21 protein-coding genes and 1 pseudogene are annotated in these 22583 nt (G+C 70.9%); 9 read left to right on the top strand and 13 right to left on the bottom strand.

The annotated features are described in order from the left end of the window. Positions 1 to 106 precede the first annotated feature (106 nt). Complete coding sequence (locus OHT51_RS40830) at positions 107 to 586, bottom strand: MarR family winged helix-turn-helix transcriptional regulator (RefSeq protein ID WP_328883956.1); 480 nt, start codon at positions 584 to 586, stop codon at positions 107 to 109. Between the two features lie 155 nt (positions 587 to 741). Here OHT51_RS40830 and OHT51_RS40835 point away from each other — a divergent pair, with 155 nt between their 5' ends. The 6 genes from OHT51_RS40835 (at position 742) to OHT51_RS40860 (ending at position 6541) form a co-directional block, all read left to right on the top strand. After that, positions 742 to 1920 carry a PP2C family protein-serine/threonine phosphatase gene (locus OHT51_RS40835; protein ID WP_328883957.1) on the top strand — a complete coding sequence of 393 codons (1179 nt, stop codon included), beginning with the start codon at positions 742 to 744 and terminating at the stop codon, positions 1918 to 1920. A 62-nt stretch (positions 1921 to 1982) separates the two neighbouring features. Further along, the gene (locus tag OHT51_RS40840) at positions 1983 to 2882 is read left to right on the top strand and encodes an STAS domain-containing protein (protein ID WP_328883958.1); all 900 of its coding nucleotides are present in this window, start codon (positions 1983 to 1985) and stop codon (positions 2880 to 2882) included. After that, entirely contained in the window at positions 2879 to 3301 is a 423-nt protein-coding gene (locus OHT51_RS40845) for an STAS domain-containing protein (protein WP_328883959.1), read from the top strand. Before OHT51_RS40840 ends, OHT51_RS40845 begins: the two co-directional genes overlap by 4 nt. Further along, entirely contained in the window at positions 3298 to 3741 is a 444-nt protein-coding gene (locus tag OHT51_RS40850) for an anti-sigma regulatory factor (RefSeq protein ID WP_328883960.1), read from the top strand. Before OHT51_RS40845 ends, OHT51_RS40850 begins: the two co-directional genes overlap by 4 nt. Next, entirely contained in the window at positions 3741 to 4802 is a 1062-nt protein-coding gene (locus OHT51_RS40855) for an ATP-binding SpoIIE family protein phosphatase (protein ID WP_328883961.1), read from the top strand. Before OHT51_RS40850 ends, OHT51_RS40855 begins: the two co-directional genes overlap by 1 nt. Further along, positions 4799 to 6541 (top strand): PP2C family protein-serine/threonine phosphatase, encoded by a 1743-nt coding sequence (locus tag OHT51_RS40860; protein ID WP_328883962.1) that lies wholly within the window; start codon positions 4799 to 4801, stop codon positions 6539 to 6541. Before OHT51_RS40855 ends, OHT51_RS40860 begins: the two co-directional genes overlap by 4 nt. Positions 6542 to 6550: 9 nt before the next feature. On the opposite strand, the gene OHT51_RS40865 is transcribed toward OHT51_RS40860, so the two are convergent. The 5 genes from OHT51_RS40865 to OHT51_RS40885 form a co-directional block, all read right to left on the bottom strand. Continuing rightward, positions 6551 to 7051, bottom strand: coding sequence for a MarR family winged helix-turn-helix transcriptional regulator (locus OHT51_RS40865; protein WP_328883963.1), 501 nt, complete (start codon positions 7049 to 7051; stop codon positions 6551 to 6553). Positions 7052 to 7153: 102 nt separating this feature from the next. Further along, positions 7154 to 7474, bottom strand: a complete 321-nt coding sequence (locus OHT51_RS40870; protein WP_328883964.1) for a GYD domain-containing protein — start codon at positions 7472 to 7474, stop codon at positions 7154 to 7156. A gap of 106 nt (positions 7475 to 7580) precedes the next feature. Beyond that, positions 7581 to 8144, bottom strand: a complete 564-nt coding sequence (locus tag OHT51_RS40875; RefSeq protein WP_328883965.1) for a TetR/AcrR family transcriptional regulator — start codon at positions 8142 to 8144, stop codon at positions 7581 to 7583. 16 nt (positions 8145 to 8160) lie between these two features. Further along, positions 8161 to 9594: an amidase gene (locus tag OHT51_RS40880; RefSeq protein WP_328883966.1), complete on the bottom strand. Its 1434-nt coding sequence runs from the start codon at positions 9592 to 9594 to the stop codon at positions 8161 to 8163. Next, positions 9581 to 9802, bottom strand: a complete 222-nt coding sequence (locus OHT51_RS40885; RefSeq protein ID WP_328883967.1) for a hypothetical protein — start codon at positions 9800 to 9802, stop codon at positions 9581 to 9583. Before OHT51_RS40885 ends, OHT51_RS40880 begins: the two co-directional genes overlap by 14 nt. Positions 9803 to 9898: 96 nt before the next feature. On the opposite strand from OHT51_RS40885, the gene OHT51_RS40890 reads away from it, so the two are divergent. Continuing rightward, positions 9899 to 10825: an MBL fold metallo-hydrolase gene (locus OHT51_RS40890; protein ID WP_328883968.1), complete on the top strand. Its 927-nt coding sequence runs from the start codon at positions 9899 to 9901 to the stop codon at positions 10823 to 10825. On the opposite strand, the gene OHT51_RS40895 is transcribed toward OHT51_RS40890, so the two are convergent. Continuing rightward, a complete protein-coding gene (locus OHT51_RS40895; protein ID WP_328883969.1) occupies positions 10795 to 11856 on the bottom strand; it encodes a zinc-dependent alcohol dehydrogenase in 1062 nt (353 codons plus the stop codon). The genes OHT51_RS40890 and OHT51_RS40895 overlap by 31 nt on opposite strands. A gap of 115 nt (positions 11857 to 11971) precedes the next feature. Here OHT51_RS40895 and OHT51_RS40900 point away from each other — a divergent pair, with 115 nt between their 5' ends. Continuing rightward, a complete protein-coding gene (locus OHT51_RS40900; RefSeq protein WP_328883970.1) occupies positions 11972 to 13687 on the top strand; it encodes an IlvD/Edd family dehydratase in 1716 nt (571 codons plus the stop codon). Positions 13688 to 13772: 85 nt separating this feature from the next. Here the strand turns inward: OHT51_RS40900 and OHT51_RS40905 are convergent, their stop codons facing one another. The 4 genes from OHT51_RS40905 to OHT51_RS40920 form a co-directional block, all read right to left on the bottom strand. Beyond that, positions 13773 to 14267, bottom strand: coding sequence for a peptidylprolyl isomerase (locus tag OHT51_RS40905; RefSeq protein WP_328883971.1), 495 nt, complete (start codon positions 14265 to 14267; stop codon positions 13773 to 13775). Positions 14268 to 14335: 68 nt separating this feature from the next. Next, positions 14336 to 15328: an alpha/beta fold hydrolase gene (locus OHT51_RS40910; protein WP_328883972.1), complete on the bottom strand. Its 993-nt coding sequence runs from the start codon at positions 15326 to 15328 to the stop codon at positions 14336 to 14338. A 293-nt stretch (positions 15329 to 15621) separates the two neighbouring features. After that, on the bottom strand, positions 15622 to 16311 hold the full coding sequence (locus tag OHT51_RS40915; protein ID WP_328884601.1) for a GAF and ANTAR domain-containing protein: 690 nt from the start codon (positions 16309 to 16311) through the stop codon (positions 15622 to 15624). Between the two features lie 262 nt (positions 16312 to 16573). Then, positions 16574 to 17959, bottom strand: a complete 1386-nt coding sequence (locus OHT51_RS40920; protein ID WP_328883973.1) for an MFS transporter — start codon at positions 17957 to 17959, stop codon at positions 16574 to 16576. Positions 17960 to 18208: 249 nt separating this feature from the next. Between OHT51_RS40920 and OHT51_RS40925 the strand changes: the two genes are divergently transcribed. Beyond that, complete coding sequence (locus OHT51_RS40925; protein WP_328883974.1) at positions 18209 to 19321, top strand: methyltransferase domain-containing protein; 1113 nt, start codon at positions 18209 to 18211, stop codon at positions 19319 to 19321. Here OHT51_RS40925 and OHT51_RS40930 read toward each other — a convergent pair. Together OHT51_RS40930 and OHT51_RS40935 are read right to left on the bottom strand one after the other, a co-directional pair. Continuing rightward, positions 19290 to 20114: pseudogene (locus OHT51_RS40930) on the bottom strand (ThuA domain-containing protein); the annotation flags it as partial. The gene OHT51_RS40925 and the pseudogene OHT51_RS40930 sit on opposite strands and share 32 nt — an antisense overlap. Continuing rightward, complete coding sequence (locus tag OHT51_RS40935; RefSeq protein ID WP_328883975.1) at positions 20111 to 22345, bottom strand: RICIN domain-containing protein; 2235 nt, start codon at positions 22343 to 22345, stop codon at positions 20111 to 20113. The gene OHT51_RS40935 and the pseudogene OHT51_RS40930, both read right to left, overlap by 4 nt. Positions 22346 to 22583: the final 238 nt, after the last annotated feature.

Genomic DNA, 22583 nt, shown 5'->3' on the forward strand with positions numbered 1-22583 from the left:
CGGCCCGCGTCGCCGGGAGGCGGCGCGTATCCAGCCCTGTCCTGGCGCCGCGCCGGGGCGTCGGCGGGATTCAGGCACTCCTGATGTCTCAGGCACTCCTGAAGTCTCAGGCGCTCCTGACGTCGGAGGCCTCGTCGCCTTCGTGGATCTCCGCGGACGCCGCGGCGCAGAACGCCTCCAGGCCCTCCAGCAGGGCGGTCCGCTTGGTGGCGGGCATCTGCTCCAGTACCGACTGCAGCGCGGCTTCGCGTCGCGCGCGCAGCTCGGTCAGAAAGGTCCGTCCGCGGCGGCTCAGATGCAGCCGCAGCTCGCGGCGGCTGGAGGCGCTGGGTGCCCGCTCGACGAAGCCGACCGCCTGCAGGCGGTCGCACAGCCGGCTGGTCGACGGCGGCGTGGAGCCGAGGGCCTCGGCGAGCATGCGCAGGTTGATGCCGTCGCTGTGCTCCAGGATGAACAGCACGCGGATCTGGGAGGCGGACACCGGCGCCGTCGAGGCCCGGCCCCACAAGACCTCCAGCAACTCGGCGGCCTCGGAGGTCACACGCGCCACCTCGTCCGGCCGCGGTTGCGAGTAGGAGGAAGTCACGCTGCCACTCTTTCAGGCTTCAAGGGCACTGTCAGCCCACCGGTTCGGACAATACGTGCAGAACACTAGATACGGACAAGAAGGACCGACGGGCGGCGTCCGCGGCAGCGCGGGTCCAGCGCCGTCACTGTGACAAGAATGGCGTATCCAACATCGTGAACAGATTCGTGGCAGCCGAGCGGGCACTTCGCTCCGCGGCCCCGCACCAACTGGTGGACGCGGTCCGCGAAGTACTGTGCAACGACTACGCGGCGAAGACCGTCCAGCTCTACCTGGCCGACTACGGCCTCGCCACGCTCCAGGCCGTCCACACGGCTCCGAGCCCGCCCGAGTCCGTGCCCGCGTACGGCACGCCCGCCGGACGGGCCTTCGGGTCCCAGGAACCCTTCGTCGAGAAGCTGAACGACGGCCGGGTGCGCCTGCACCTGCCGGTGACCGTACGGGGTGACCGACTGGGCGTCCTGGCCGTTACGATGCCCTCGGCGGACCAGGCCGAGGAGTGCCTGGACGAACTGGCCGAGGTGGCGAAGGTGCTGGGGCACGAAGTGATCGTCGCCGACAGGGACACCGATCTGTACGTCCGGGCGCGCCGCACCGACCGCCTCACCCTGGCGGCGGAGATGCAGTGGCAACTCCTGCCGGGCCGCTCCTGCACCCGCCCCGAGTACGCGGTCGGCGCCCAACTGGAACCCGCCTACGCGATCTTCGGCGACAACTTCGACTGGTCCGCCGACGCCGACCGGCTGATGATCTACGTCACCAACGGCATGGGCGAGGGCATCGAGGCCTCCCTCCTGACCAACCTGGGCATCAACGCCCTGCGCAACGCACGCCGTGCGGGCCTGTCCATCGCCGACCAGGCCGCACTCGCCGACCAGGCCGTCTACGCCCAGTACCGCGGAGACGCCCACCTGTCCGTGCTCCTGCTCGACCTCGACCTGCACACCGGCAGGCTCCAGGTCGTCGACGCCGGCTCCCCGCAGATGCTGCGCCTGCGCGGCCGTACCGTCACCGCCGTCGAGTTCGATGCGCAGTTGCCCCTCGGCATGTTCGAGGAGACGGACTATGTCGCCCAACAGGTCGTCGAAATGGAGCCCGGGGATCGGCTCATCCTCGCCAGCGACGGGGTGTACGCCGTCGCCGCACCCGGTGGTGGTGAGCAGTACGGGGAGCGCGCTCTCGCCCGGGCCATCGTGTCCACCAGCCTGCTGCCCGCGGCCGAGGTCCCCCGCGCCGTTCTGAGAGAACTGGCCGGTCACCGGGGCACACCCGTGCCCGACGACGATGCGCTCGTGGTCTGCCTGGACTGGTTCGGGCCCCGGCAGGCATCGTGACCGTACAGTCCGGCGCTCCCTGTGAGATCGGGGCGGCGCACACCATATGAGGAGGGAAGTACGTGCCGGAGCAGCAAGCGGCAAAAGATCAGACCGATCCGGCTGAGGAGGTCGGGGACTTCCTGCGGCAGCGCCGGGAGCAGATCGCACAGCGCTGGGCCGACGCGGCGCTTTTCCGCACCGTGTTCACCGTCTCCCGGGACGAGGCGGTGGAAGCCGGCCGGGCCGTGGTGGAGGCGCTCGCCGCGGTGGCCGCGTCGGGGCGTGTGGAGGACTCGGAGGCGGACGGATTCAACGTCGTCCGTGAGCAGTTGGCGCGCACGGCGCACTCCCGGGCGCGGGCCGGCGCCACCCTCGGGCAGATCTCGGCCGAGATGGACGCCCTGCGGCAACCCGTCACCGACCTCCTGCTCGACGAACTCTCCGACGCACCCGCCGAGCACGTCCGGGAGTGCACGACGGCCCTGACCGTCCTGATGGGCACGCTGCGCCTGGTGATGCAGGAGACGACGACGGTCGCGGGCCAGGAACTCATCAACCGACAGCGGCTCGAACTGCTCGAAATCGCCACCCCGGTGATCAAGTTGTGGGAAGGCATCGTCGCCGTACCGCTGATCGGCACGCTCGACAGCGCCCGCAGCCAGGTGGTGATGGAGACGCTCCTGGACGCCGTCGTGGAGCAGCACGCCCGCATCGCGATCCTGGACATCACCGGAGTGCCCACCGTGGACTCCCTGGTGGCGCAGCACCTGATGAAGACCGTGGCGGCGGCGCGTCTCATGGGAGCGGAGTGCATAGTCTCCGGGATCCGGCCGGCGATCGCGCAGACCATCGTCCACCTCGGCATCGACCTGAGCGATGTGCTCACCCGCGCCAGCCTCGCCGACGCCCTGGCCTACGCCCTTCAGCAGCAGGGCGCGCACATCGTGGCGAACCCCACAGCGACCGCGGAGCTGCGGTGACGGGCGTGGCCACCTTCCCGTACGAAGGCCATGTGCCCGTACTGAGGCTCGGCGGGGTCCTTCTGGTCACCCTCCAGGGAGACCTGTACGACAGCACGGCGGAGCAGCTCCGGCAGGACATCGGCGAGACGGTCTCCGACAGCGCGATCAGAGGTGTGGTCATCGACCTGTCCGGGGTCGAGATCGTCGACTCCTTCATGGGCCGCGTGCTCAGTGACGTCGCGGCCATGACCAGGCTGCTGGCGGCTCAGACCGTGGTGGCCGGGATGCGCCCGGCGGTGGCCATCACCCTGGTGGAACTCGGCCTGACGTTGCCGGGGCTGCGCACCGCCCTCAACACCGAGGAGGCCATGCACCTGCTCGGCGCCGAGGTGTCGGCCCTGCCCCGCGGCCGGCTCGCACGCCAGGAGCGCCCGTGACCCACAGCACCGGCAGTGTCTCCGCCTGCCTGCCGATCCACTCGGACCTCGATCTGGTGCGGGTGCGGCAGCATGTGCGGCAGATGACCGCCCAACTCGGGTTCGGCCTGGTCGAGCAGACCAAACTCGTCACGGCGGCCAGTGAGCTGGCGCGCAACGCCCTCGTGCACGGCGGTGGGGGACAGATGGAGTGTGTGGAGGTGACCAGCGGCGGGATACAGGGGCTGCGTCTCGTCTTCAGCGACGAGGGCCCCGGCATCGCCGACCTGGACCAGGCCCTCAGCGACGGCTACACGTCCGGTGGTGGGCTCGGGATGGGGCTGGGCGGATCCCGGCGCCTGGTCCACGAGTTCGCCATCGACAGCAGCCGTGGCAACGGCACCACCGTGACGGTGACGTCCTGGATCGCCGGGCCGCCCCGTCCGCGTGAGGCGCCCTGATGCCGCGCGTCTGGGAGGTGCCGGTGCACGACTCGACCCGCGTACGCGGCGTGCGCGTGGCGGCCGGGGCTGCGGCCCGATGTGCCGGGCTCGCCGAGGACAGGGTCGTCGCCGCCGAGCTCGTGGCCACCGAACTCGCCACCAATCTGCTGAAGCACGCCGGTGGCGGGCAGATACTGCTCGACCTCGTGGGTCCGTCCGTTCCGGCCTACGGCGACGAGAGGATCTCCATGGTGCAGATCATGGCCGTCGACCACGGGCCGGGCATGCGCGACAGCGACGCGGCGTTGCGCGACGGCTACTCGACCGCCGCCTCCCTCGGTGCCGGTCTCGGCACCTGTCGGCGCACGGCCGACGACTTCGGTCTGCACAGCACACCCGGCCGGGGAACGATCGTCATGGCCAGGATCGGTCCCCGCCCGAACCGGGACCCCGCCGGCCCGCTTCCGGTGCGGGCCGGGGGAGTCAACATCCCCCTCGCGGCCGCGGAGTTCTCCGGCGACGCCTGGGCGTGCGTCCGGACGTCGGACCACGTGACGTTGATGCTGGCCGACGGCCTCGGCCACGGCCCTTTGGCGGCCCGTGCGTCCACCGCCGCGGTGGAGGCGGTGCGCACCGCGCCCCACCTGCCGCCGGCCGAGCTGCTGCGGCGGATGCACGGTGCCCTGCGCGACACCAGGGGCGCGGCCGCGGCCGTCGCGCAGCTCGACGTCACCGCCGGACGGCTGTACTTCGCCGGAGTGGGCAACGTGGGCGCCCGGCTGCACCGCCGCGACAGCTGGCACGGGCTGGTCTCGCACCCCGGCATCGTCGGCGCCCACTTCCCCGCACACCTCCCCGCGCACCAGGAGACCTGGACGGACGACTGCCTCCTGGTCCTGCACAGCGACGGCCTGCCGAGCCGCTGGAGTCCCGGCCCGGCCGTCTACGCCCCTACGTCCCTCGACCCCGCCGTGATCGCCGCGTCGATCGTGCGGGACGCCAGCAGCGCCGCCCGGCCGGTACGCGACGACACCGCCGTCGTCGTGCTGAGCCCCTGCCCTCCGGACCGCTCGTCATGACCCGTACCTGGTACGTCAGCAGCATCACCGACGCCGCGCAGGCCCGCATCGCCACGGCGCGGCTGGCCGCCGCGTGCGGAGTGCCCCCCGTCGAGCGCACCCGCCTGGTCTCCGCGCTCACCGCACAGCTGAAGCAGTGCCTCACCAAGGGCGGTGACTGGCGGGTCGGCGTGGCAGCGACCCTGTCAACCGGCGGGGGCGCCTTCAACGTCGAGGTGGCCCCGGCGATGCGCCGCCCAGAGGACCGGCAGCGCCCGTGGCGCGCGTCCGTCCCCTGCGCCGAGGACGCGGACGTCTCCGGCGGCGAGCACGCGGCCGACGATCCGGCGACGCTCGCCGAGGCCCTGTTCGGCGCCGACGAGGACGCGGCCCTGCTGCTGGAGCGGCTCGACGAGCAGGAGGCGCTGGTCGCCGTCCACCGCGAGGAACTCCACCAGACCAACCAGGGCGTACTGGCCCTGCACGCCGACCTGGACGCCGCGGGCCGGGCGCAGCGCGAGCTGTTCGACGCCGAGCAGAAGGCCCGCAAGGAGGCGGAGAACGCCCGCGGCCGACTGACCTTCCTGGCGGATGCCAGCGCCGCACTGACGGCCTCCCTCAACCCCGAGGCCATCGTGCGGCTCCTGCCCGCCCTGCTGGTGCCGAGATACGCGCGCACCGTCGACGTCTGGCTGTTCGACGGGGTCGACGAAGCGCTGCGCAGCGGCCCCCATCCGGCCGCCGCCGTCCGCGCCGCCCGCCGCGGGCGCCCGCAGTACGCCGCCGACCACCCCGGCGGCCTGCCCGGCGTCGACGACCAGCCGCCCTCAGCCCTCGACCCCGGCCGGCCCCTCCTGTGCATCCCCCTGCTCACCCGCCGGACCTCGCAGGGCGTGCTCACCCTGTCGCCCCCCGACGAGCGGTGGGACGCGGACGACGCCGTCATGCTCATCGAGCTGACCCGCAGGGCCAGCATCGCCCTGGAGAACGCCAGGCGCTTCGAGCACAACCGCGACATCGCCGAGACCCTGCAACGCGCCCTGCTGACCGACCTGCCCACCACGGAGGGTCTGACCCTGGCTGCGCGTTACCTCCCGGCCACCCGGGGCCTCAACATCGGCGGTGACTGGTACGACGCCTTCCGCCAGCCCGACGGCAGCCTCATCACCGTCATAGGCGACGTCACCGGCCACGGGCTGCACGCCGCGGTGATGATGAGCCAGTTGCGCACCGCCCTGCGCGCCTACGCCGTCGACGGCAGCAGCCCCGGCCAACTGCTGACGCGACTGCACCTCTTCCTGCACCGCCTGCGCCTGGACCTGTACGCCACCGCGGTCATCGCGCGTTTCCACCCGGACGACCCCACCCTCACCTGGGCCGCAGCCGGCCATCCGCCACCCGTACTGCGGACCCCCGACGGTCAGGTGCACACGCTCGACGCCAAGCCCGGTGCGATGCTCGGCATCCCGCTGAAACAGGAGATCCGCGACCACACCGTGCCACTCCCGCCCGGATCGACGCTGGCGCTGTACACCGACGGGCTCGTGGAACGCCGCGCCCACGGGATCGACCCCGGCATCCAGCGACTCACCGAGGTACTGGGCGACTTCGGCCCCGCGGAACTCGAAGACGAACTGGACGCATCGGCCGACCGGCTTCTGCACCCGCTGCTGCACGACTCCGAACACGACGACGACGTATGCCTGTTGCTGTGCCACGTGCACGGCGAGGCGCAGCGGCAACGGGCGGCGGAGGCCTGAGCGGCGTGTTCAGTGTTCGGGCCCGGCGTCAGCGCCGGGTTCCGGTGCCGTTTTGGGGGCGCCGGGGAACGCGCCCTCGTCGAAGACACGCAGCGCCTGTTCGAGCGGCGCGCGCTGTGCGGGTGGAACCCTGTCGAGGGCGGTGGACAGCCGCAGCGACAGCCGGTCGGTGACGTCCGCCAGGAACGTCCGCCCCTGCGCCGTCACCTCCAGGTGCACCTCACGCCGGTCGCCTGGATCCACGCATCTCCGGAGCAGCCCGGCGTTCTCGAGCCGGTCGCAGAGCCGACTGGCGGTGGGCAGCCCGACCCGCAGATGCTCGGCCAGGGCGGTGACGTTGAGCGCCGGTCGACGGCGAACGGCCCGCAAGGCACGTATGTGGCGCGGCGGAAGCCGCGGACTGGTCTCCTCGACCGCCGAGAACCAGAGCGACACCAGGTTCTCCACGGCGTCGACGAGTTGCCGGCCGACGAGGTCGGGGGCGCTTTCGGGATCCGGCTCGCGGCCCATGAAGACTTCTCTCTCGGTCGACTCAGGCCTGGGCTCCATCAGTGTTGGGGCCTACCCGAAGCGCGGGAGAGTACACAGGTAAACCTTCACCCGTTCCGCGGCCTACTTGCCGGGAGCCCTGAAGGCGACCTGCCGCCGGGCCGCCTCGTCGATCTCTTCGAGGGTCAGCAGGGGAGTGGCCTGGGTGTGGAGGGCGCCACTGGCCTTCACGGCGAGGCTGGCGGCGGCCATGGAGACGGGATCGGGGAAGTCGATGATGCACACGAAGTCGTGCTCACCGAAGGCGAAGTACATGGCTTCGACGGTGCCGCCGAGTCCGCTGACGACCTGTTCGACAGCGGCGCGACGACCGCTCGCGCCCTCCTTGAGCAGCCCCTTGGTGCCCTCGGGCGTGTAGGTCGCCTGGATGAGGTACTTCGGCATCGGGACGCTCCCTGACCATCGCTTGTCGGTGACAAGGACGGCCTTCCCGTCGTCACTGCGGCTGCCGCTCACCGCACGGGTGGATTCACTCGTTGGCAGCCGGACTTCACGCCCCTGCGCTGTCGGAAGTCGCCACCAGGTGACGGGCGTAGGAGGCGTCCAGCCCGTCCGGACGGAAGAGGATGCGGTACATCAGGGGGGCGACGACGCGGTCGATCACCGTCTCGACGTCGGGAACGGCCTCCCCGCGCTCGACCGCGCGGCCCAGGATGACAGCGATCTGTTCGGCCGCGTACTCCGAGCACTGACCGGCGTTGCTGCCGTCCGGGTCGCCGAGCAGGGCGTCGCGGATGTAGGCGCGGCCCGTGGGGGAGGCCATCTCGTCCAGGAACTGCTCGGCCCAGGCCGTCAGGTCGGAGAGCAGGTCACCGTGTTCCTCCGGCGCCGTCTCCGGGCGCAGGCGCTCGACGGCGACGTCCGACAGGAGTTCCTGGAGGTCGCCCCAGCGGCGGTAGATCGTCGACGGCGTCACCCCCGCGCGCTGGGCGACGAGCGGCACGGTCAGGGCGTCCCGCCCCACCTCCGAGGCGAGTTCGCGTACCGCGGTGTGGACCGACTCCTGAACCCGGGCGCTGCGCCCGCCCGGGCGCACCATCTGTCTGCGAGCCATACAGGGATTGTATCCGCTAAAGCGAATCCTTGGCCTTAGCGGCTCCGGTGCCGAGGGGCGCGACGGCGGCCACGCTCAGCTCGTACGCGTGCCCGACCCGCAGGAGCACGGCCTCCCGGAGGCCGCGCCCGAGGAGCTGCATGCCGATCGGCATCCCGGCGCCGTCGTGGCCGACGGGTAGGGACAGTGAGGGTACGCCCGTGATGTTGGCGGGGGCCGAGAGACGTACATAGGCGTCGGAGGCGCTCTCCACCGTGCCGTCGGACCAGGTGACCGTCTCCTGGTCGGCCGGTACCGCGGTCGTCGGGACCGTCGGGGCGGCGATCACGTCGACCTGCTCCAGCAGCCGTGCCCACTCCTGCCGCATCAGAGCCCGGGCGCGCTGGGCGCGCAGATAGTCCCCGGCGGGCATCAGCTCGCCGGCTTCGAGGAGGATGCGTACGTCCGCCCCGTACAGGTCGGGCATCGCACGCAGCGTCCGCTCGTGATAGGCGGTGGCCTCCGGAACCATCAGGCCCCACTGCGTCGCCTGGATGTAGCGCGTCATCGGGATCTCGACCTCGACGAGCCGTGCGCCGAGCGTTTCCAGCCGGTCGATGGCCCGGCGGACCGCGGTCTCGACCTGCGGGTCGACGCGGTCGAAGTAGTAGTTGCGGGGTACTCCGACGCGCACCCCCGTAAGGTCCGCGCTCACCGCCCTCGACCCGTAGGCACCCCGCCCGTAGTCCTCGGCGGGGACCGGCAGTGAGGCCGGGTCGCTGGGGTCGTGTCCGGCGAGAGCGGACAGGACCACGGCCGCGTCCGCCACCGTCCGCGTCAGGGGGCCGACGTGGTCCAGCGACCAGGACAGCGGCGTCACGCCGTGGCGGGGGACCAGACCGTACGTCGGCTTCAGGCCGACGACGCCGTTCAGTGCGGCGGGCACCCGGATCGACCCGCCGGTGTCGGTGCCCAGGGCGAAAGTCGCGGTCCCGGCCGCCACGGCCACGGCCGACCCGCCACTGGAGCCGCCCGCGACCCGCCCCCGGTTCCGGGCGTTGCGTGTCTGTGGGGTGGTCAGCCCGTAGGCGAACTCGTGCGTATGGGTCTTGCCGACCAGGACCGCACCCGCCGCCGTCAGGCGTGCGGCCACCGTGCTGTCGGAGTCGGCGCGGTGACCGGCCCGGACCCGGGAGCTGGCCGTGGTCGGCAGGCCCGCGACATCGATCAGGTCCTTCAGGCCCATGGGGATCCCGTGCAGCGCGCCCCGGAAACGGCCCGACGCCGCTTCACGCTCGGCCGCCATCGCCGACCGGCGCGCCTGCTCGGCCACCACCGTGACGTAGGCCCCCAGCTGCGGCTCGACCTCCGTGACGCGATCGAGGACGGAGTCGACCAGCTCGACCGGCGACAGCCGCCGCTGCCGTATCGCGTCGGACGCGGCGACGAGGGACAGCTCAGACGGCCGCATCGTGCTTCTCCTCTCCGGCTCGATGGCCCGCATCGAAGCCGGAGGCGGGCGGGGTGTCACCGAAGTCGAGTTCCCGCAGGACCGAGACGACGGAGTGGATGTGCTGGGCGGTGGCCGCCACCCCGGCGTGGCGGGCCTCGTCCAGGGACAGCCCGGCGCGGGCGGCCCAGCGGGCTGCCTCCGGCGGCGTGAGTTCATCGGCGGACATAGGCTGCTCCCGGTAAAAGCTAACGGTTTGCTTTAATTGACCGTAGAGCCTAGCTTTGCTTAAAGCAAACATGTTGCGTTTAGAAGGAGGGGCCTCATGCGCAGGACCACTCACACCCCAACGGCCGACACCGCCGCCCCGGGCTCCATCCCCTCCTGGACCGTGGGCGACCTCACCGTTCACCGCATCGACGAGGTCCTCCTGCCACCGGCGACCGGGCCCTGGCTGCTCCCCGACGCGACCACCGACGTGGTCTCACGGCACGACTGGCTGCGCCCCGACTTCGCCGACCACCAAGGCACCCTGCACCTCGACAGCCACAGCTTCGCCTTCGAAGCGGGCGGTCTGCGCGTGCTCGTCGACACCGGCATCGGCAACGGCAAGACGCGCGCGAACCCGGCCTGGCACAACCTGCGGACCGGCTACCTCGAGCACCTCACGGCCGCCGGATTCCCCCCGGACTCCGTAGACCTGGTCCTCCTCACCCACCTGCACACCGACCATGTCGGCTGGAACACCCGTGAGGTCGACGGCGAGTGGATTCCCACCTTCCCCAACGCCCGCTACGTCACCACCCGTACCGAGCGGGAGTTCTGGGCCGGGTACGACATGGACGAGCCGCGGCGGCACATGTTCGAGGACTCCGTGATCCCGGTCGAGAAGGCAGGGCTGCTCGACCTCGTCGACGTCCGGCCCGAGGGCACCGACATCGCCCCCGGACTGCGGCTGCTCCCCACCCCAGGCCATACCCCCGGCCACGTCGCCGTGCAGCTGACCGACAGCGGCACATCGGCGCTGATCACCGGCGACGCCCTCCATCACCCCGTCCAGTTCGCCCACCCCGCCATCGGCTCCTGCGTCGACATCGACCCGCAGCAGTCCGAGGAATCGCGCCGCAAGCTGATCGGCTCCCTGGCCGGTACGGACACCCTCGTGCTGGGCACGCATTTCCCGCCGCCCACCGCGGGCCGCGTGATCACACACGGGGACGCCTATCGGCTACGGCCGGTCCGAGCTGCCTGACGCGGCCGCGCCGGCACCGTCCGGGCCGGGTCCACATGGATCTTCGGGCCGGGCCCGGCACCCTCCGGTCGCTCACCCGCGAGAACCGGGCCGACCTCGCCGAGAGTGACGGTCGCTGCGACGAGGGGCCTGGGGTCGACCGCTCCGGACGCGTAGGCGCGGATGGCGGCGTCCAGGCCGGGCGAGGCCGACAGGATGCCCACCGCCGTCACGTCCTTGAGCACGAGCGCGCGAGTGTCGATCCTGCTCGGCTCACCGGCCAGCCCGATGTACACGACCCGGCCGGCCGGTTCGACCAACTCCAGTGCTTTCCGCGGCAGATGGGCCGCGTTCGTGGCATCGACGACCGCGTCGAAGGGCAGGTCCGGCAGGGACCCCTCGTCCCATACGTGTTCGAAGCCCAGGGCGTGGGCGAACGCGGGGGAGCGGCCGGGGCGATCCAGTAGGTGGACCTCCGCGCCCGCCGCCCGAAGGAACATCGCGACCAGGAGACCGATGGTCCCGGGCCCCACGACGAGAGCACGGTCCCCGGCGCGGGCCGCCGCGGCCTGTGCCGCGCGCAGGGCATTGCCGCCCGGCTCGACGAGCGCGCCCAGTACCGCGTCGACCGAGTCGGGCAGCGCGCGCAACGAGGACGCCGGTACGGCGAGTTGCTCCGCCAGCGCCCCGGCCCGCGCGCCCCGGATGCCGACCTCCTGGCGCTTCTCGCACACGTGCTGATGCCCCCGGAGACAGCGTCGGCAGCTGCTGCAGCCCAGCATCGTGTCGCCCATGACGCGACGCCCGGTCCAGGCCGGGTCGACGCCCTCGCCGACCGCCGCGACCCGCCCGGCCCACTCGTGCCCAGGCCGCATCGGGTAGGAGGAGTGCCCTTGGTGGAGGTACGCCATGGCGCCGGTGAAGAACTCCATGTCGGTGCCGCACACGCCGACCCGCTCGACGTCGACGACGACTTCACCCGGTGCGGCCGCCGGCGCCGGGAGGTCCTGGACCTCGTACGCGCCGGGCTCGGTCAGGACGAACGCGCGCATGAGCCGAGGGCGGTCGGGCCGTCTCCGACGGGGTCTGTCGAGCCGTCGTACGTCTGCGTATGCTCCATGGCGTTCCAGACTGTAGACCTCCGTACCGACTGCCGGAAGAGGTCCCATGGTGAGGCTGCGCAGCGCACAGTGGTACGCGGGACAGGACCGCAACGTCTACATCCACCGCGCGTGGATGCGCAGAGGCGTGCCCGGCGACGCGTTCACCGGTCGGCCGCAGATCGCCATCGCCAACTCGGCCTCGGACCTGGCCCCTTGCAACGCCCATCTCGACGAGGTCGCGTCGTCCGTGCGCGACGGCGTGTACGAGGCGGGCGGCATCCCGCTGGACCTGCCCGTGGTGTCCCTGGGCGAGACGAACGTGCGGCCGACCGCCATGCTCTGGCGCAACATGGCCGCCATGGCCACGGAGGAGATGCTGCGGGCCAACCCCATCGACGGAGTCGTCCTGCTGGGCGGCTGCGACAAGACCATCCCGTCGCTGATCATGGCCGCCGCGTCGGTGGACCTGCCCGCCGTCGTCGTGCCCGGCGGTCCGATGCTGACCGGGACGTTCCGTGGTACGCCGCTGGGCTGCGGCACCGATGTGTGGCGGCTGTCGGAGGAGGTCCGCGCGGGCACGCTGTCGCAGGAGCAGTTCACCCGCTCCGAGTCGGCGATGATCCGCAGCCGCGGCCACTGCAACACCATGGGCACCGCCTCCACCATGGCCCTGGTGGCCGAGGCCCTCGGCACAGTCGTCCCCGGCGTGGCAGGGACCCCCGCCCCCGACAGCCGTCTGCTGGAGGCCGCGCAGCACACCGGCCGACTCGTGGTCGACATGGTGGGCGCAGACCGCCGGCCGGGCACCTTCCTCACCAAGGCGTCCTTCCACAACGCGATCGTCGCGCTGGCCGCCATCGGCGGCTCGACCAACGCCGTCGTCCACCTCCTGGCCATCGCCGGCCGTCTGGGCATCAGCCTCTCCCTCGACGACTTCGACCGCATCGGCTCGCACGTACCGGTCCTGGTGGACCTCCAGCCGGCCGGCCGCTTCCTCATGGAGGACTTCCACCGTGCCGGAGGGCTCCTCGCGGTCCTGCGCGAGGTCCGCGACCTGCTCGACCCCGACGCCCTGACGGTCACCGGTGAGCCGTTGGCCGCCGCCCTCGACGATGCCCCGATCTGGGACAGCGAGGTCATCCGCACTCGCGCCGAACCACTCGTCGCCGAGGGCGGCATCGCCGTCCTGCGCGGCAACCTCGCACCCGACGGCGCCCTCGTCAAACCAGCCGCAGCCTCCCCACACCTGCTGCGCCACCGGGGCCGGGCCGTCGTCTTCGACTCCATCGAGGACTTCCACGCCCGCATCGACGACCCCGGACTCGACGTGGACGCCGACTCCGTCCTCGTCCTGCGCGGCTGCGGTCCCAAGGGTTACCCGGGCATGCCCGAGGTCTCGAACATGCCCCTGCCGAAGAAACTTCTCGCACAGGGCGTCCGTGACATGGTCCGCGTCTGCGACGGCCGGATGAGCGGCACCGCATACGGCACGGTCGTCCTGCACGTGGCCCCCGAGGCCGCTGCCGGCGGCCCTCTCGCCCTCGTGCGCACCGGGGACTTCGTCACCCTGGACGTCGAAGCCCGCCGTATCGACATCGACGTACCCGACGACGAACTCGCCCGCAGAACCCCGAGCGAGGCATCCGCCAAGGCCTACGCCAACCCCCGGCGCGGCTGGGAACGCCTCTACGTCGACCACGTCCTCCAGGCCGACAGCGGCGCCGATCTCGACTTCCTCGTGGGCTCCAGCGGCTCGGACGTCAGCCGCGAATCGCACTGACCGCGGGAAAAGACATCAGGTCCACCGGGCCCGCATGATGCGGACCTGATGGACCTGATGGCACTGATGTGCGGCTGAGGCTGCGTCAGGCGACGATGCCGCAGTCCTCGACGACGATCTTCTTGGCCGTCGCGCCCGAGCGGCTGCCCAGGGCCTCGACCGCCTTGACGACGTCCTCGCCCTCGATGACCTCGCCGAAGACGACGTGCTTGCCGTCCAGCCACGGCGTCACCACGGTGGTGACGAAGAACTGCGAGCCGTTGGTGCCCGGACCCGCGTTGGCCATGCTGAGCAGGAACGGCCTGTCGTGCTTCAGCTGGAAGTTCTCGTCGGCGAACGTCTCACCGTAGATGCTCTTGCCGCCGGTGCCGTTGCCCGCGGTGAAGTCACCGCCCTGCAGCATGAACTCCGGGATGACCCGGTGGAAGGGCGAACCCTTGTAGCCGTAACCGTTCTGGCCGGTCGCCAGCTCACGGAAGTTGCGCGCGGTCTTGGGCACGACATCGTCGTACAGCCGGAAGACGATGCGGCCGAGGTTCTCGCCATTAGCAGAAATACTGAAGAACACGTTCTCGCTCATGGCCCTGATTCTGCACAATCGACGCGGCCAGGTCGAACTGACCGGGCCGGACGGCTTCAGAACGTGCCTCAACCGCCCAGCAGGGGTGCCGAAAAGCGGCAATGCACGCGTTGGGCATGTGCGGGGTCGAGGGCGTTCAGGACGAGCTGGGCGGCGTTCGAGTCGTAGGCGATCGACAGGTGCTCGGAGTGGTCCTGGGGGCAGACGTCCTGGAGAGTGATGTTGCGTACGGCCGCGCCCGGCCCCGCCGTCAGGAACTGGTTGTGGTACGGCGTGACGGCCTCGTCGTACCGGGTGGCGATGACGGTGTACGCGACGCCTCGTTGTGTGTCGCCGTCCCGGTCGAGCGTGGTGTTCACCCGGGACCCCACCATCTGGTCCGAGAACGCCTGCCCTGCCAGAGCCGACACCGTCGGGTTGAGGCCGAGCGTGGTGGTGAGGGTACCCAGACCGGACAGGGTCGTGCCGTGGTTGGACGGGGCCAGCCCGATGAGCCGGCGCACCTTGTTGTGCGACGGACGCGCGGGGTTCGTGCCGCCCTCGAACCGCAGGTACCAGCGGGGCAGCAGACCTCCGCCCTGGGAGTGCCCCACCAGGTCGACCTGGCGGGAACCGGTGGCCTTGAGGACTCGGTCGACGTAACGGGCGAGCTCGCGGGCGGAGTCAGGGATGTGCCGGGTGCCCTTGAAGGGAACTCCCGGAGCCCCGCCGTAGTTGGGTGCGAAGACGCAGTACCCGGCCCTCTTCAGCTGGGGCGACAGCATGCTCCAGTTCGTGTGGGCGTTCGTGAGGGTCGCGTGCAGCAGGACGACCGGGCGGGGGTGGGCGGCCGTCGGCCGGCACTTCCAGTTGTTCGCCCCGGGCGGCGCGGCTTCCGGCTGGAGGGTTCCTCGGACGAAGGCGGCGGGGGCCGCGGTGATCCCTCCCTCTGGCGGGGTCGGACGGTCGGCCGCGACCGATGTGCCGGGCAGGCCGAGTGCCAGAGCTGTGACCGCGCCGGCGGTTGCCCACCAGGTGATCAGGCGGGAACGCGGCGCAGGCCGGACACGGCGATGGGACATTTCTTCCGCTCCTCGTCAGGGTCAGTCACAGCAGCTGACGATCAAGATCCTCAAGGAGCGGGCGCCCAGGTCACGGCCATTCCGCACCGGAAACCCCCGTTGGAGTGATGGCTTTCATTCGCGCGGCTCCGCTGCGTCCGGCGATCCCGGCAATCCTGCGGTCCGGCGCGTGCGTGAAAGACGCGGAGATGGGCACTTGGCGTTGAGGCCGGGCTTAGCGGCGTTCCCCTTGGGGGCTGGCCTGACCAGGCTCCTCTGGTTCAGACCTCGAGCCGGGGGAGCCGACCGCGAGTTCAGGACAGACCGCCCCGCTCGCAGATCATTGCGGCGACCTCGCGGAGTTTGATGTTGTTCTTCTGCGAGTACCGACGCAGTACGTCGAACGCCTGTTCCTCTGTGAGGTTGTGGCTGCCCATGAGGATGCCCATGGCCTCGCCGATCATGTGGCGGGTGGCGACGGCGTTCTCCATCTGGGCGTGCGCGCGGGCACTGGAGAACGCGACCGCGGCGTGCGAGGCCAGCAGCCAGCCGGCCAGCTCGCTGGCCTCGGTGAACGCGCCTCGCTTGCGGGAGTAGACGTTCAGTGCACCGAGATCCTCGTCCTCGGTGTACAGCAGGAAGCCCATCATGCTGCCCAACCCGAGTTCGTGGGCCTGGGGGCCGAAGGAGGGCCACTTCGGCTGGTCACTGGCGAAGTCCGGGATACGGAAAACCCGCTCGCCGTCCCTGGTGCGAGCGGCGTCGAAGCAGGGCCCCTCGCGCAGCCGCTCCTGCAGCTGGTCACTGCGGACGACCAGGTCCTCCGTGGGTGCCAGCGTCTGGACCTTCTTGCCGTGCAGCACGAGGATGCCGGCCGCTTCGCAGCCCTCCACCAGCTCGGTGGCCGACTTGGTGATCCGTTCCAGGGTGGCGTCGACCGACTCCTGGGCGAGCATTTCCCGCGCCATCGAAGCCAGGTCCTGCGCGAACCGAGCCCAGTCCATCGCACCCGCCACCTCTCGGTCCGCCTCGGTGAGGCTGTGCACCCAGCATTCCACGTGGGGGGCGCTGAATGTCGGGACGGGTTTTGGGGGCCGGTCCCCCTGGGGCGGAGGTGAGGTGAGGTCATCGGCGGAGGACGTCGGTGCCGGTGAGCATCACGTCCGCGAGTCGTCACACCGTGCATGCGACCCTTACTGAGGGTGACACCTCGCGGGCGGCTCCCCGCCGGCCTCGCCCCCTGCTCGCCCGGCAGCCCCAAGGCCCCTACGCCCTCCCGGACTTCCCCGGCACGCACAGCCACGCGAGGCCCGCGGCTGTGAGGTAGGCGAGTGCGCCGATGGCCATGCTGGTGCGCAGCCCGGTGGTGTAGTCGGTGGCCGTCGCGAGCAGGCTGCCGCCGAGGGCCACTCCGGTGGCGCTGCCGACCTGGCGGGTGGTGTTGAACAGGGCGGAGGCGGTCCCCGAGTACGCGGGGGGTGCCGCGCCCATCACGGTGGCGGTCGAGCCGGTGAGGGCGAACGAGGTGCCGAATCCGGCGGCCATCATCGGCGCCACCAGCAGCGCGTATGCGGGATCGGCTCCCGCCGCGGCCCAGCCGGCCAGCCCCGCGGCGGCCAGGAGCATGCCGGAGACCACCAGCGGACGATCGCCCGTGCGGCGGGTCAGCCGCCCGGACAGGACGGACGCGAACATGGTCATCGCCACCGCAGGAAACAGTGCCAGCCCGGTGCCGAGCGCGCTGAAGCCGCGCTGATGCTGGAAGTACAGGCTGGCCGTGAACACCATGCCGTAGAAGCCGAAGTTGAACAGCAGGCCGATGGCGGCTCCGCCGCTCATGGTGCGAGAGCGCAGCAGGTTCAGCGGCAGGGCGGGGGTGCGGGCCAGCCGCTCGCGGACCACGAAGGCCGCGGCGGCCAGCAAGGCCAGGCCCACCCCCGCGAGCACCGCAGGGTCGGACCAGCCGCGCCGTCCGGCCTCGTTGAGTGACGCGGTCAGCAGCGCCACCGCGGCCACGACCGCGACCTGCGCCGGCCAGTCCAGGGCCCGGTCGGCACGCCGGGGCGAGCGCGCGATGTGACGCAGCGTCAGGGCCAGACAGGCCACGCCGACGGGCAGGTTGATGAGGAACACCCAGCGCCAGCCCACCGTGGAGACGAGCAGCCCGCCCAGCAGCGGTCCGGCAGAGGCCGCGATGCCCGCCATCGACCCCCACAGCCCGAAGGCCCGTGACCGTGCGGCCGGCTCCGGGTAGGCCTGCTGGAGCAGCGCCAGCGAACCGGGCACGATCAGCGCCGCGCCCAACCCCTCCACCAGCCGGGCCGCCACGAGGAAGGCGGTGCTCGGCGCGAGCGCGCACGCGGCCGACGACACCGTGAACACCGCCACGCCCGAGCAGAAGACCCGACGATTGCCCAGCCGGTCGCCCAGCGCCCCACCGGTCAGCAGGAAGCCGGCGAAGACCAGGGTGTACCCGTCGGTGATCCACTGGATGCCGGTCAGCGAGGCCGACAGTTCCCGGCCGATCACCGGCACGGCGACATTGAGCACCGTCACATCCAGGATCACCATGAAGTATCCGGCGCAGACCGCCAACAACGGTGCCCAGGACCGACGCCCGACCCCCGGCGCAGACTGCTCCGCGAACGCCACGGCCCCAACTCCATCCCGTCCGCGGAGGCTCTGGATCACCCGTCACAGTAAGGGACATTTGGTCCATATCAATGGAGCCCGGGTCTTGGCCGCCACCTCCGGGCCCGCACCCCACCGCTAGACTGCGCCCATGACGTACTTCTTCCACCTCCGCTAGGCACCGTCGGCGAAGCGAGGATCCCCCGTCGCCGACGACGCGGGGCAGCGGAGCGCTGTCCCGAGTGCTGACGTGGAAGAAGAAACAACACCATGCACACGCCCCTCGTGGCGCGCTGCCTCCGCGGCCTGGAGGCCGTGGTCGCCGCCGAGGTTCTCGGGTCCGGGCTCGGCGCCGTCACCGAACTGCGCCACCGCGAAGTCCATTTCCGTACGCACCGGTCCGTGCCGGCCCTGCGCACCGCTGACGACCTGTTCCTGCTCGCCGCCCGGCGCCCCGACATCGGAACGACGCGACAGGCCCTGCACGACCTCGCCGAGCTTGCCGATCCGACCGCGATCGACCACCTCCTGTCCCTCCGTCGCCACAGTGCGACGACGCCCGCCGCGGACATCACCGGCATAGACGTCTCGGCCTCCTTCCTCGGCCGGCGGACCTTCACCCGGTACGACGCCGAGGACGTGGTGGGACAGGCCCTGGCGCGGCACCTGCGCGTCCCGTACCACTCGCGGCGGGCAGGAACCCCGCCCCCGCCCGGCTGCCGGGGCTGGCGACTGACCTTGGACGGATCGCGGGCCACGCTCATGTTGCGGCTCGACGACCGTCCGCTGCACCGCCGCGCCTACAAGCAGCGCACCATCCCCGGCACCCTGCACCCGCCGCTGGCCGCAGCCATGGCCCGGCTGGCCGACATCCGCCCCGGCCACGTCGTCCTCGACCCGTGCTGCGGCGCCGGCACGCTGCTCATCGAGGCGGCACTCGCCCACCCCGACGCCCGCTGCCACGGCTTCGACCTCTCCGCGGACGCGGTCGCCGCGGCCCGCGCCAACGCAGGCGAGCTGCCCGTCGCCATCCGCCGTTCCGACGCCGGCCGCCTCCCCCTTCCCGACCACTCGGTCGACCGCGTGCTGTGCAATCCGCCCTGGGGCGCACAGGTCCAGGCCCGCGGCCTGCTCGCGAGTGCCCCTTCCCGCTGGTGGACGGAACTGCGCCGCGTCCTGGCCCCCGACGGCACGGCCGTACTCCTCCTGCCCGGCCCCGACGACCTCACCGCCGCCATCCGCCACCACTTCACGCCCGTACACGTGGAACGGCTGCGCCTGTTCGGGGCACAGCCGTTCCTCGTGCGTCTGGCGCCGGCAGAGGGCGCGGGCAGGGTGACAGCTACTCAGCCGCGCGGGCGAGCCACTTCAGGCCGTCGATGAGGAAGCGGTTCTGGGTGGGGCTTGCGAACGTGGAGGACAGGCGGGTGTTGGTGGCGTAGTCCATGGCGTTGTGGCCGAAGTTCGCGTACAGCATCCGGTACTGCGTGTTGGTCCACAGGATCGGGTAGTAGCCGCTGTACCAGGACTGGTTGGGGTCGGTGCCCAGGGGGAAGCTCGACGGGTCGACCGATGCCAGGATCTTGATGTTCGGCTTGGTGCGCAGGTCGTTGGACCAGCTGTACCACTCGCTCACAGCCGAGGTGAACGTCGCCGGCAGCGCGGTGGTCGAGGGGTGCGTACGGTCCTCGGTGCGCAGGTTCGCCGTCGTGGGGCCCCAGGTGTTCGACCTGAAGTTCCCGCTGCCGAGGAAGGTGTTGTAGTACCAGGGCCACGATCCGGCGTCGGTCGTGAACGCCGAGACATGGAAGCCCATCCAGCCGCCGCCCGCCCGCACGTACCGCTCGAAGCCGGCCCGCTGGGCCGCGGTGTCCGGCGCGTCGTCGAGGAAGAGGACGACCTGGTAGTCGTTCACCCCGCCGTTGGCGAGCAGGTTCCAGTCGGTCGTCGCCCGGTACGTGAAGTTGTTCTGGGCGGCGGTGCGCGGGAACCACTCGTTGGCTTCCTTGACGAAGTCGATGTGCGCGGCGTCCCAGGTGCCGTTGTAGAAGGCGATGACCTTGAAGGCGGGCGCCTGGGGCGCGGCGGAGGCGTGGAGCCCGGCGGGCGCCGGGGCTGCTGTCAGCCCCAGCACCAGGGCCAGCCCCGCCAGCAGTCGTGCTGCCAGCCGCCTCACGGGTAGCTCACCAGGTTGGCCACGTTGGTGGACGAGTTGGACGGGCCGCCCCGGTCGTTGATGACGTGCCGGATGGTCCCGGTGCCGCCGAGCGAGACGGTCACCATGTTCTGGAAGCGGACGCCCGGTGTGTTGGGGACCTCGAAGGCGCGCTCCGCGGTGACAGACGGGTTGACGTTGAAGAAGCAGTAACTGCCCAGCCCGTACGCCTGGTGGCTGGTCACGGAGTTCGCGACCTTGTAGGCGGCGTAGCCCTGCGTGGAACCGTTCATCCAGGCTGCCTGGTTGGGCGGGTCGTAGGGCATTTCGTTCTGGTAGAAGTACGTCCGCCCGCCGTTGCCGTTCCAGATGGTCTGGTGCTTCTGGTAGTGCTCGACGAACAGGCCGTACATGGTGACGTTGTCGCCGTTGACGATGAGGCCGGTGTCGCCGGTGTTGCTGTTCCAGCCGATGCCGCTGCCGTGGTCGCCGCGCCAGATCCACATGTGGTCGCCGATGACGTTGTCGCTGTTGACGACAAGGCTGGTGGTCGCCTTGCCCACGGCGGCACCGCCGACGCGGAAGTACACGTCATGCAGGGAGGTGGGGTTCGCCGCGTGGTTGGCGGCGGCGCCGGACGGGCCGATCTCCACCAAGGTCTGGGAGTTGGTCGTACCGGCGTCGAAGAGGACGCCCGCGATCTTCACGCCGTCGACGTCGGCGACCGTCATGGCCGTGATGCCGTTGTCCGGGATGAACGTGGCCAGACCGAGCCCGAGGACCACGGTGTCGGGGCGGGTGACCCGCAGGGTCTGGTCGAGGTGGTAGACACCGGGGGTGACCAGCAGGTTCTTGCCCTCTGCGAGAGCGGCATTGATCTGTGCGGCGGTCGCACCCGGCTTGACGACGAAGAACTGGTCGATGCCGAGCGAGCTGCCCGCCGCGGCCCCGTTCGCCCAGGTCGTGGCCGAGGAGTTGGTCCGCAGGGAGGGCACGAACACCCGGTAGGCGCCCGCGTTGTCGACGTACAGGAAGGGCTTCTCCCGCACGGTCGGGGTCTGGTTGACCGTGGTGTACGGCGGGTTGGGGAACGTGTTGCCCGGTACGCCCTGGCTGCCGACGAAGACCATGTTCCAGTTGGAGCCGGTCCAGCTGCCGAGCTGGGAGTTGCGGGTCAGCCACTGCTGCTGCGTGCCGGAGCGGACCTGTCCGTCGATCTTCGTGTCGGCCATGAAGCCGCCGCTGGACCAGCCGCCGTCGCTGAGTTCGAGGTTGCCGCGGACGTGCATGCGCCGGTACCCGGACGCCTGGGAGACGGCCCAGCGGTCGGTGCCGCCCGTGGGGTTCACCGAGAGGTTCTCCGCGCCCCGCCAGAAGTTCTGGGTCGCGTTCTGCGGCGGGAACCAGTCCGCCTCCACGTGCACGGCGCCGTTGATCGTGACCGAGTCGGGTGACTCGCCCAGGCCCAGGACCTGGGTGTAGAAGCCGACGTTCACGTCATTGCTGTACGTGCCCGGCTTGAACATCACCGCGTAGCGCTGGGAACCGAACTGGTTCGTCTCCTGCTGGCGGAATATCGAGTCCAGCCGGCTCTGGATCGTGGACGACGGCATCGACGGATCGAAGACGGCCACGTTGGGGCCGAGGTCGACATCGCCCGGGGCGGTGCTCACAGGCGCGACCTGGAAGCGCTGGGCGGCCGAACCGTTGCAGGTGTACTGCACCAGCTGGACGCTGTCGGCCGTCGAGGCGGACGGTACGTCAAGGCACTTGCCGCTGTTCCGGTTGACGAAGTGGTAGGCGCCGCCGCCCTCGTCGACGGCCTGCCACTGCTGGTTGTTGCCCCCGCCGTACGTCCACAGATGCACGGCCGCGTTGTCGGCCGTGGACACATCGCTGACGTCCACCACCTGCTGGGCGTCGTTGCGGTTGTTGATCCGCACGTAGCCGTCGCTGGTCGATGTGAAGCTCCACTGCTGCGCCGTGCTGTTGTTGCAGGCGTACTGCTGCACCGCCGTGCCGTTGACGGTGGCGGCCGCTCGTGCGTCCAGGCACTTGCCGCTGCCGCTGTTCACCACCGTGGACCAGCTGGTGGGGAGGGCGGCGGCGGAAGGGGCCGCGTCGGCAGCGCGTTCCGGAACGGCCTGGGTGGGCTGGACGGCGCTGAGGAGCGAGGCGGCCGTGGCGGCTGCGACGAAGACCGCAGTCAATGGACCGCGGCCTCTGACGGATGGTCGCGAGGTAGGGGGCATGTCTTCTCCTGCGCCGACGAAGCGGCATGAGTGGGGGGTGAAGGGGGTGCGGGGTGGCGCTTATTTCAATGCATGATTTAAGAAGTGACGGAAACCACTGTCAAGACTTTGGTATAGGCCAACTCCGATGTTGTGTGCGTCGCCGATCCGCAAACCCGGTAGGGGAGTTGGGCCGCCCGGCTGAAGGACGCACGACCATCCGGACGGCTGCCAGCGCGCCGCGCCGCCGGGCGCGGCA

The sequence above is a fragment of the Streptomyces sp. NBC_00299 genome (assembly GCF_036173045.1).
Classification (GTDB): domain Bacteria; phylum Actinomycetota; class Actinomycetes; order Streptomycetales; family Streptomycetaceae; genus Streptomyces; species Streptomyces machairae.

Bases quoted from the DNA above. Each gene is read 5' to 3' on its own strand.
- OHT51_RS40890 (WP_328883968.1), top strand. From the start codon at position 9,899: ATGCGCAGGACCACTCACACCCCAACGGCCGACACCGCCGCCCCGGGC.
- OHT51_RS40885 (WP_328883967.1), bottom strand. From the start codon at position 9,802: ATGTCCGCCGATGAACTCACGCCGCCGGAGGCAGCCCGCTGGGCCGCC.
- OHT51_RS40935 (WP_328883975.1), bottom strand. From the start codon at position 22,345: ATGCCCCCTACCTCGCGACCATCCGTCAGAGGCCGCGGTCCATTGACT.
- OHT51_RS40900 (WP_328883970.1), top strand. From the start codon at position 11,972: ATGGTGAGGCTGCGCAGCGCACAGTGGTACGCGGGACAGGACCGCAAC.
- OHT51_RS40905 (WP_328883971.1), bottom strand. From the start codon at position 14,267: ATGAGCGAGAACGTGTTCTTCAGTATTTCTGCTAATGGCGAGAACCTC.
- OHT51_RS40880 (WP_328883966.1), bottom strand. From the start codon at position 9,594: ATGCGGCCGTCTGAGCTGTCCCTCGTCGCCGCGTCCGACGCGATACGG.
- OHT51_RS40915 (WP_328884601.1), bottom strand. From the start codon at position 16,311: ATGGACTGGGCTCGGTTCGCGCAGGACCTGGCTTCGATGGCGCGGGAA.
- OHT51_RS40855 (WP_328883961.1), top strand. From the start codon at position 3,741: ATGCCGCGCGTCTGGGAGGTGCCGGTGCACGACTCGACCCGCGTACGC.
- OHT51_RS40870 (WP_328883964.1), bottom strand. From the start codon at position 7,474: ATGCCGAAGTACCTCATCCAGGCGACCTACACGCCCGAGGGCACCAAG.
- OHT51_RS40895 (WP_328883969.1), bottom strand. From the start codon at position 11,856: ATGCGCGCGTTCGTCCTGACCGAGCCCGGCGCGTACGAGGTCCAGGAC.
- OHT51_RS40910 (WP_328883972.1), bottom strand. From the start codon at position 15,328: ATGTCCCATCGCCGTGTCCGGCCTGCGCCGCGTTCCCGCCTGATCACC.
- OHT51_RS40860 (WP_328883962.1), top strand. From the start codon at position 4,799: ATGACCCGTACCTGGTACGTCAGCAGCATCACCGACGCCGCGCAGGCC.
- OHT51_RS40875 (WP_328883965.1), bottom strand. From the start codon at position 8,144: ATGGCTCGCAGACAGATGGTGCGCCCGGGCGGGCGCAGCGCCCGGGTT.
- OHT51_RS40925 (WP_328883974.1), top strand. From the start codon at position 18,209: ATGCACACGCCCCTCGTGGCGCGCTGCCTCCGCGGCCTGGAGGCCGTG.
- OHT51_RS40865 (WP_328883963.1), bottom strand. From the start codon at position 7,051: ATGGGCCGCGAGCCGGATCCCGAAAGCGCCCCCGACCTCGTCGGCCGG.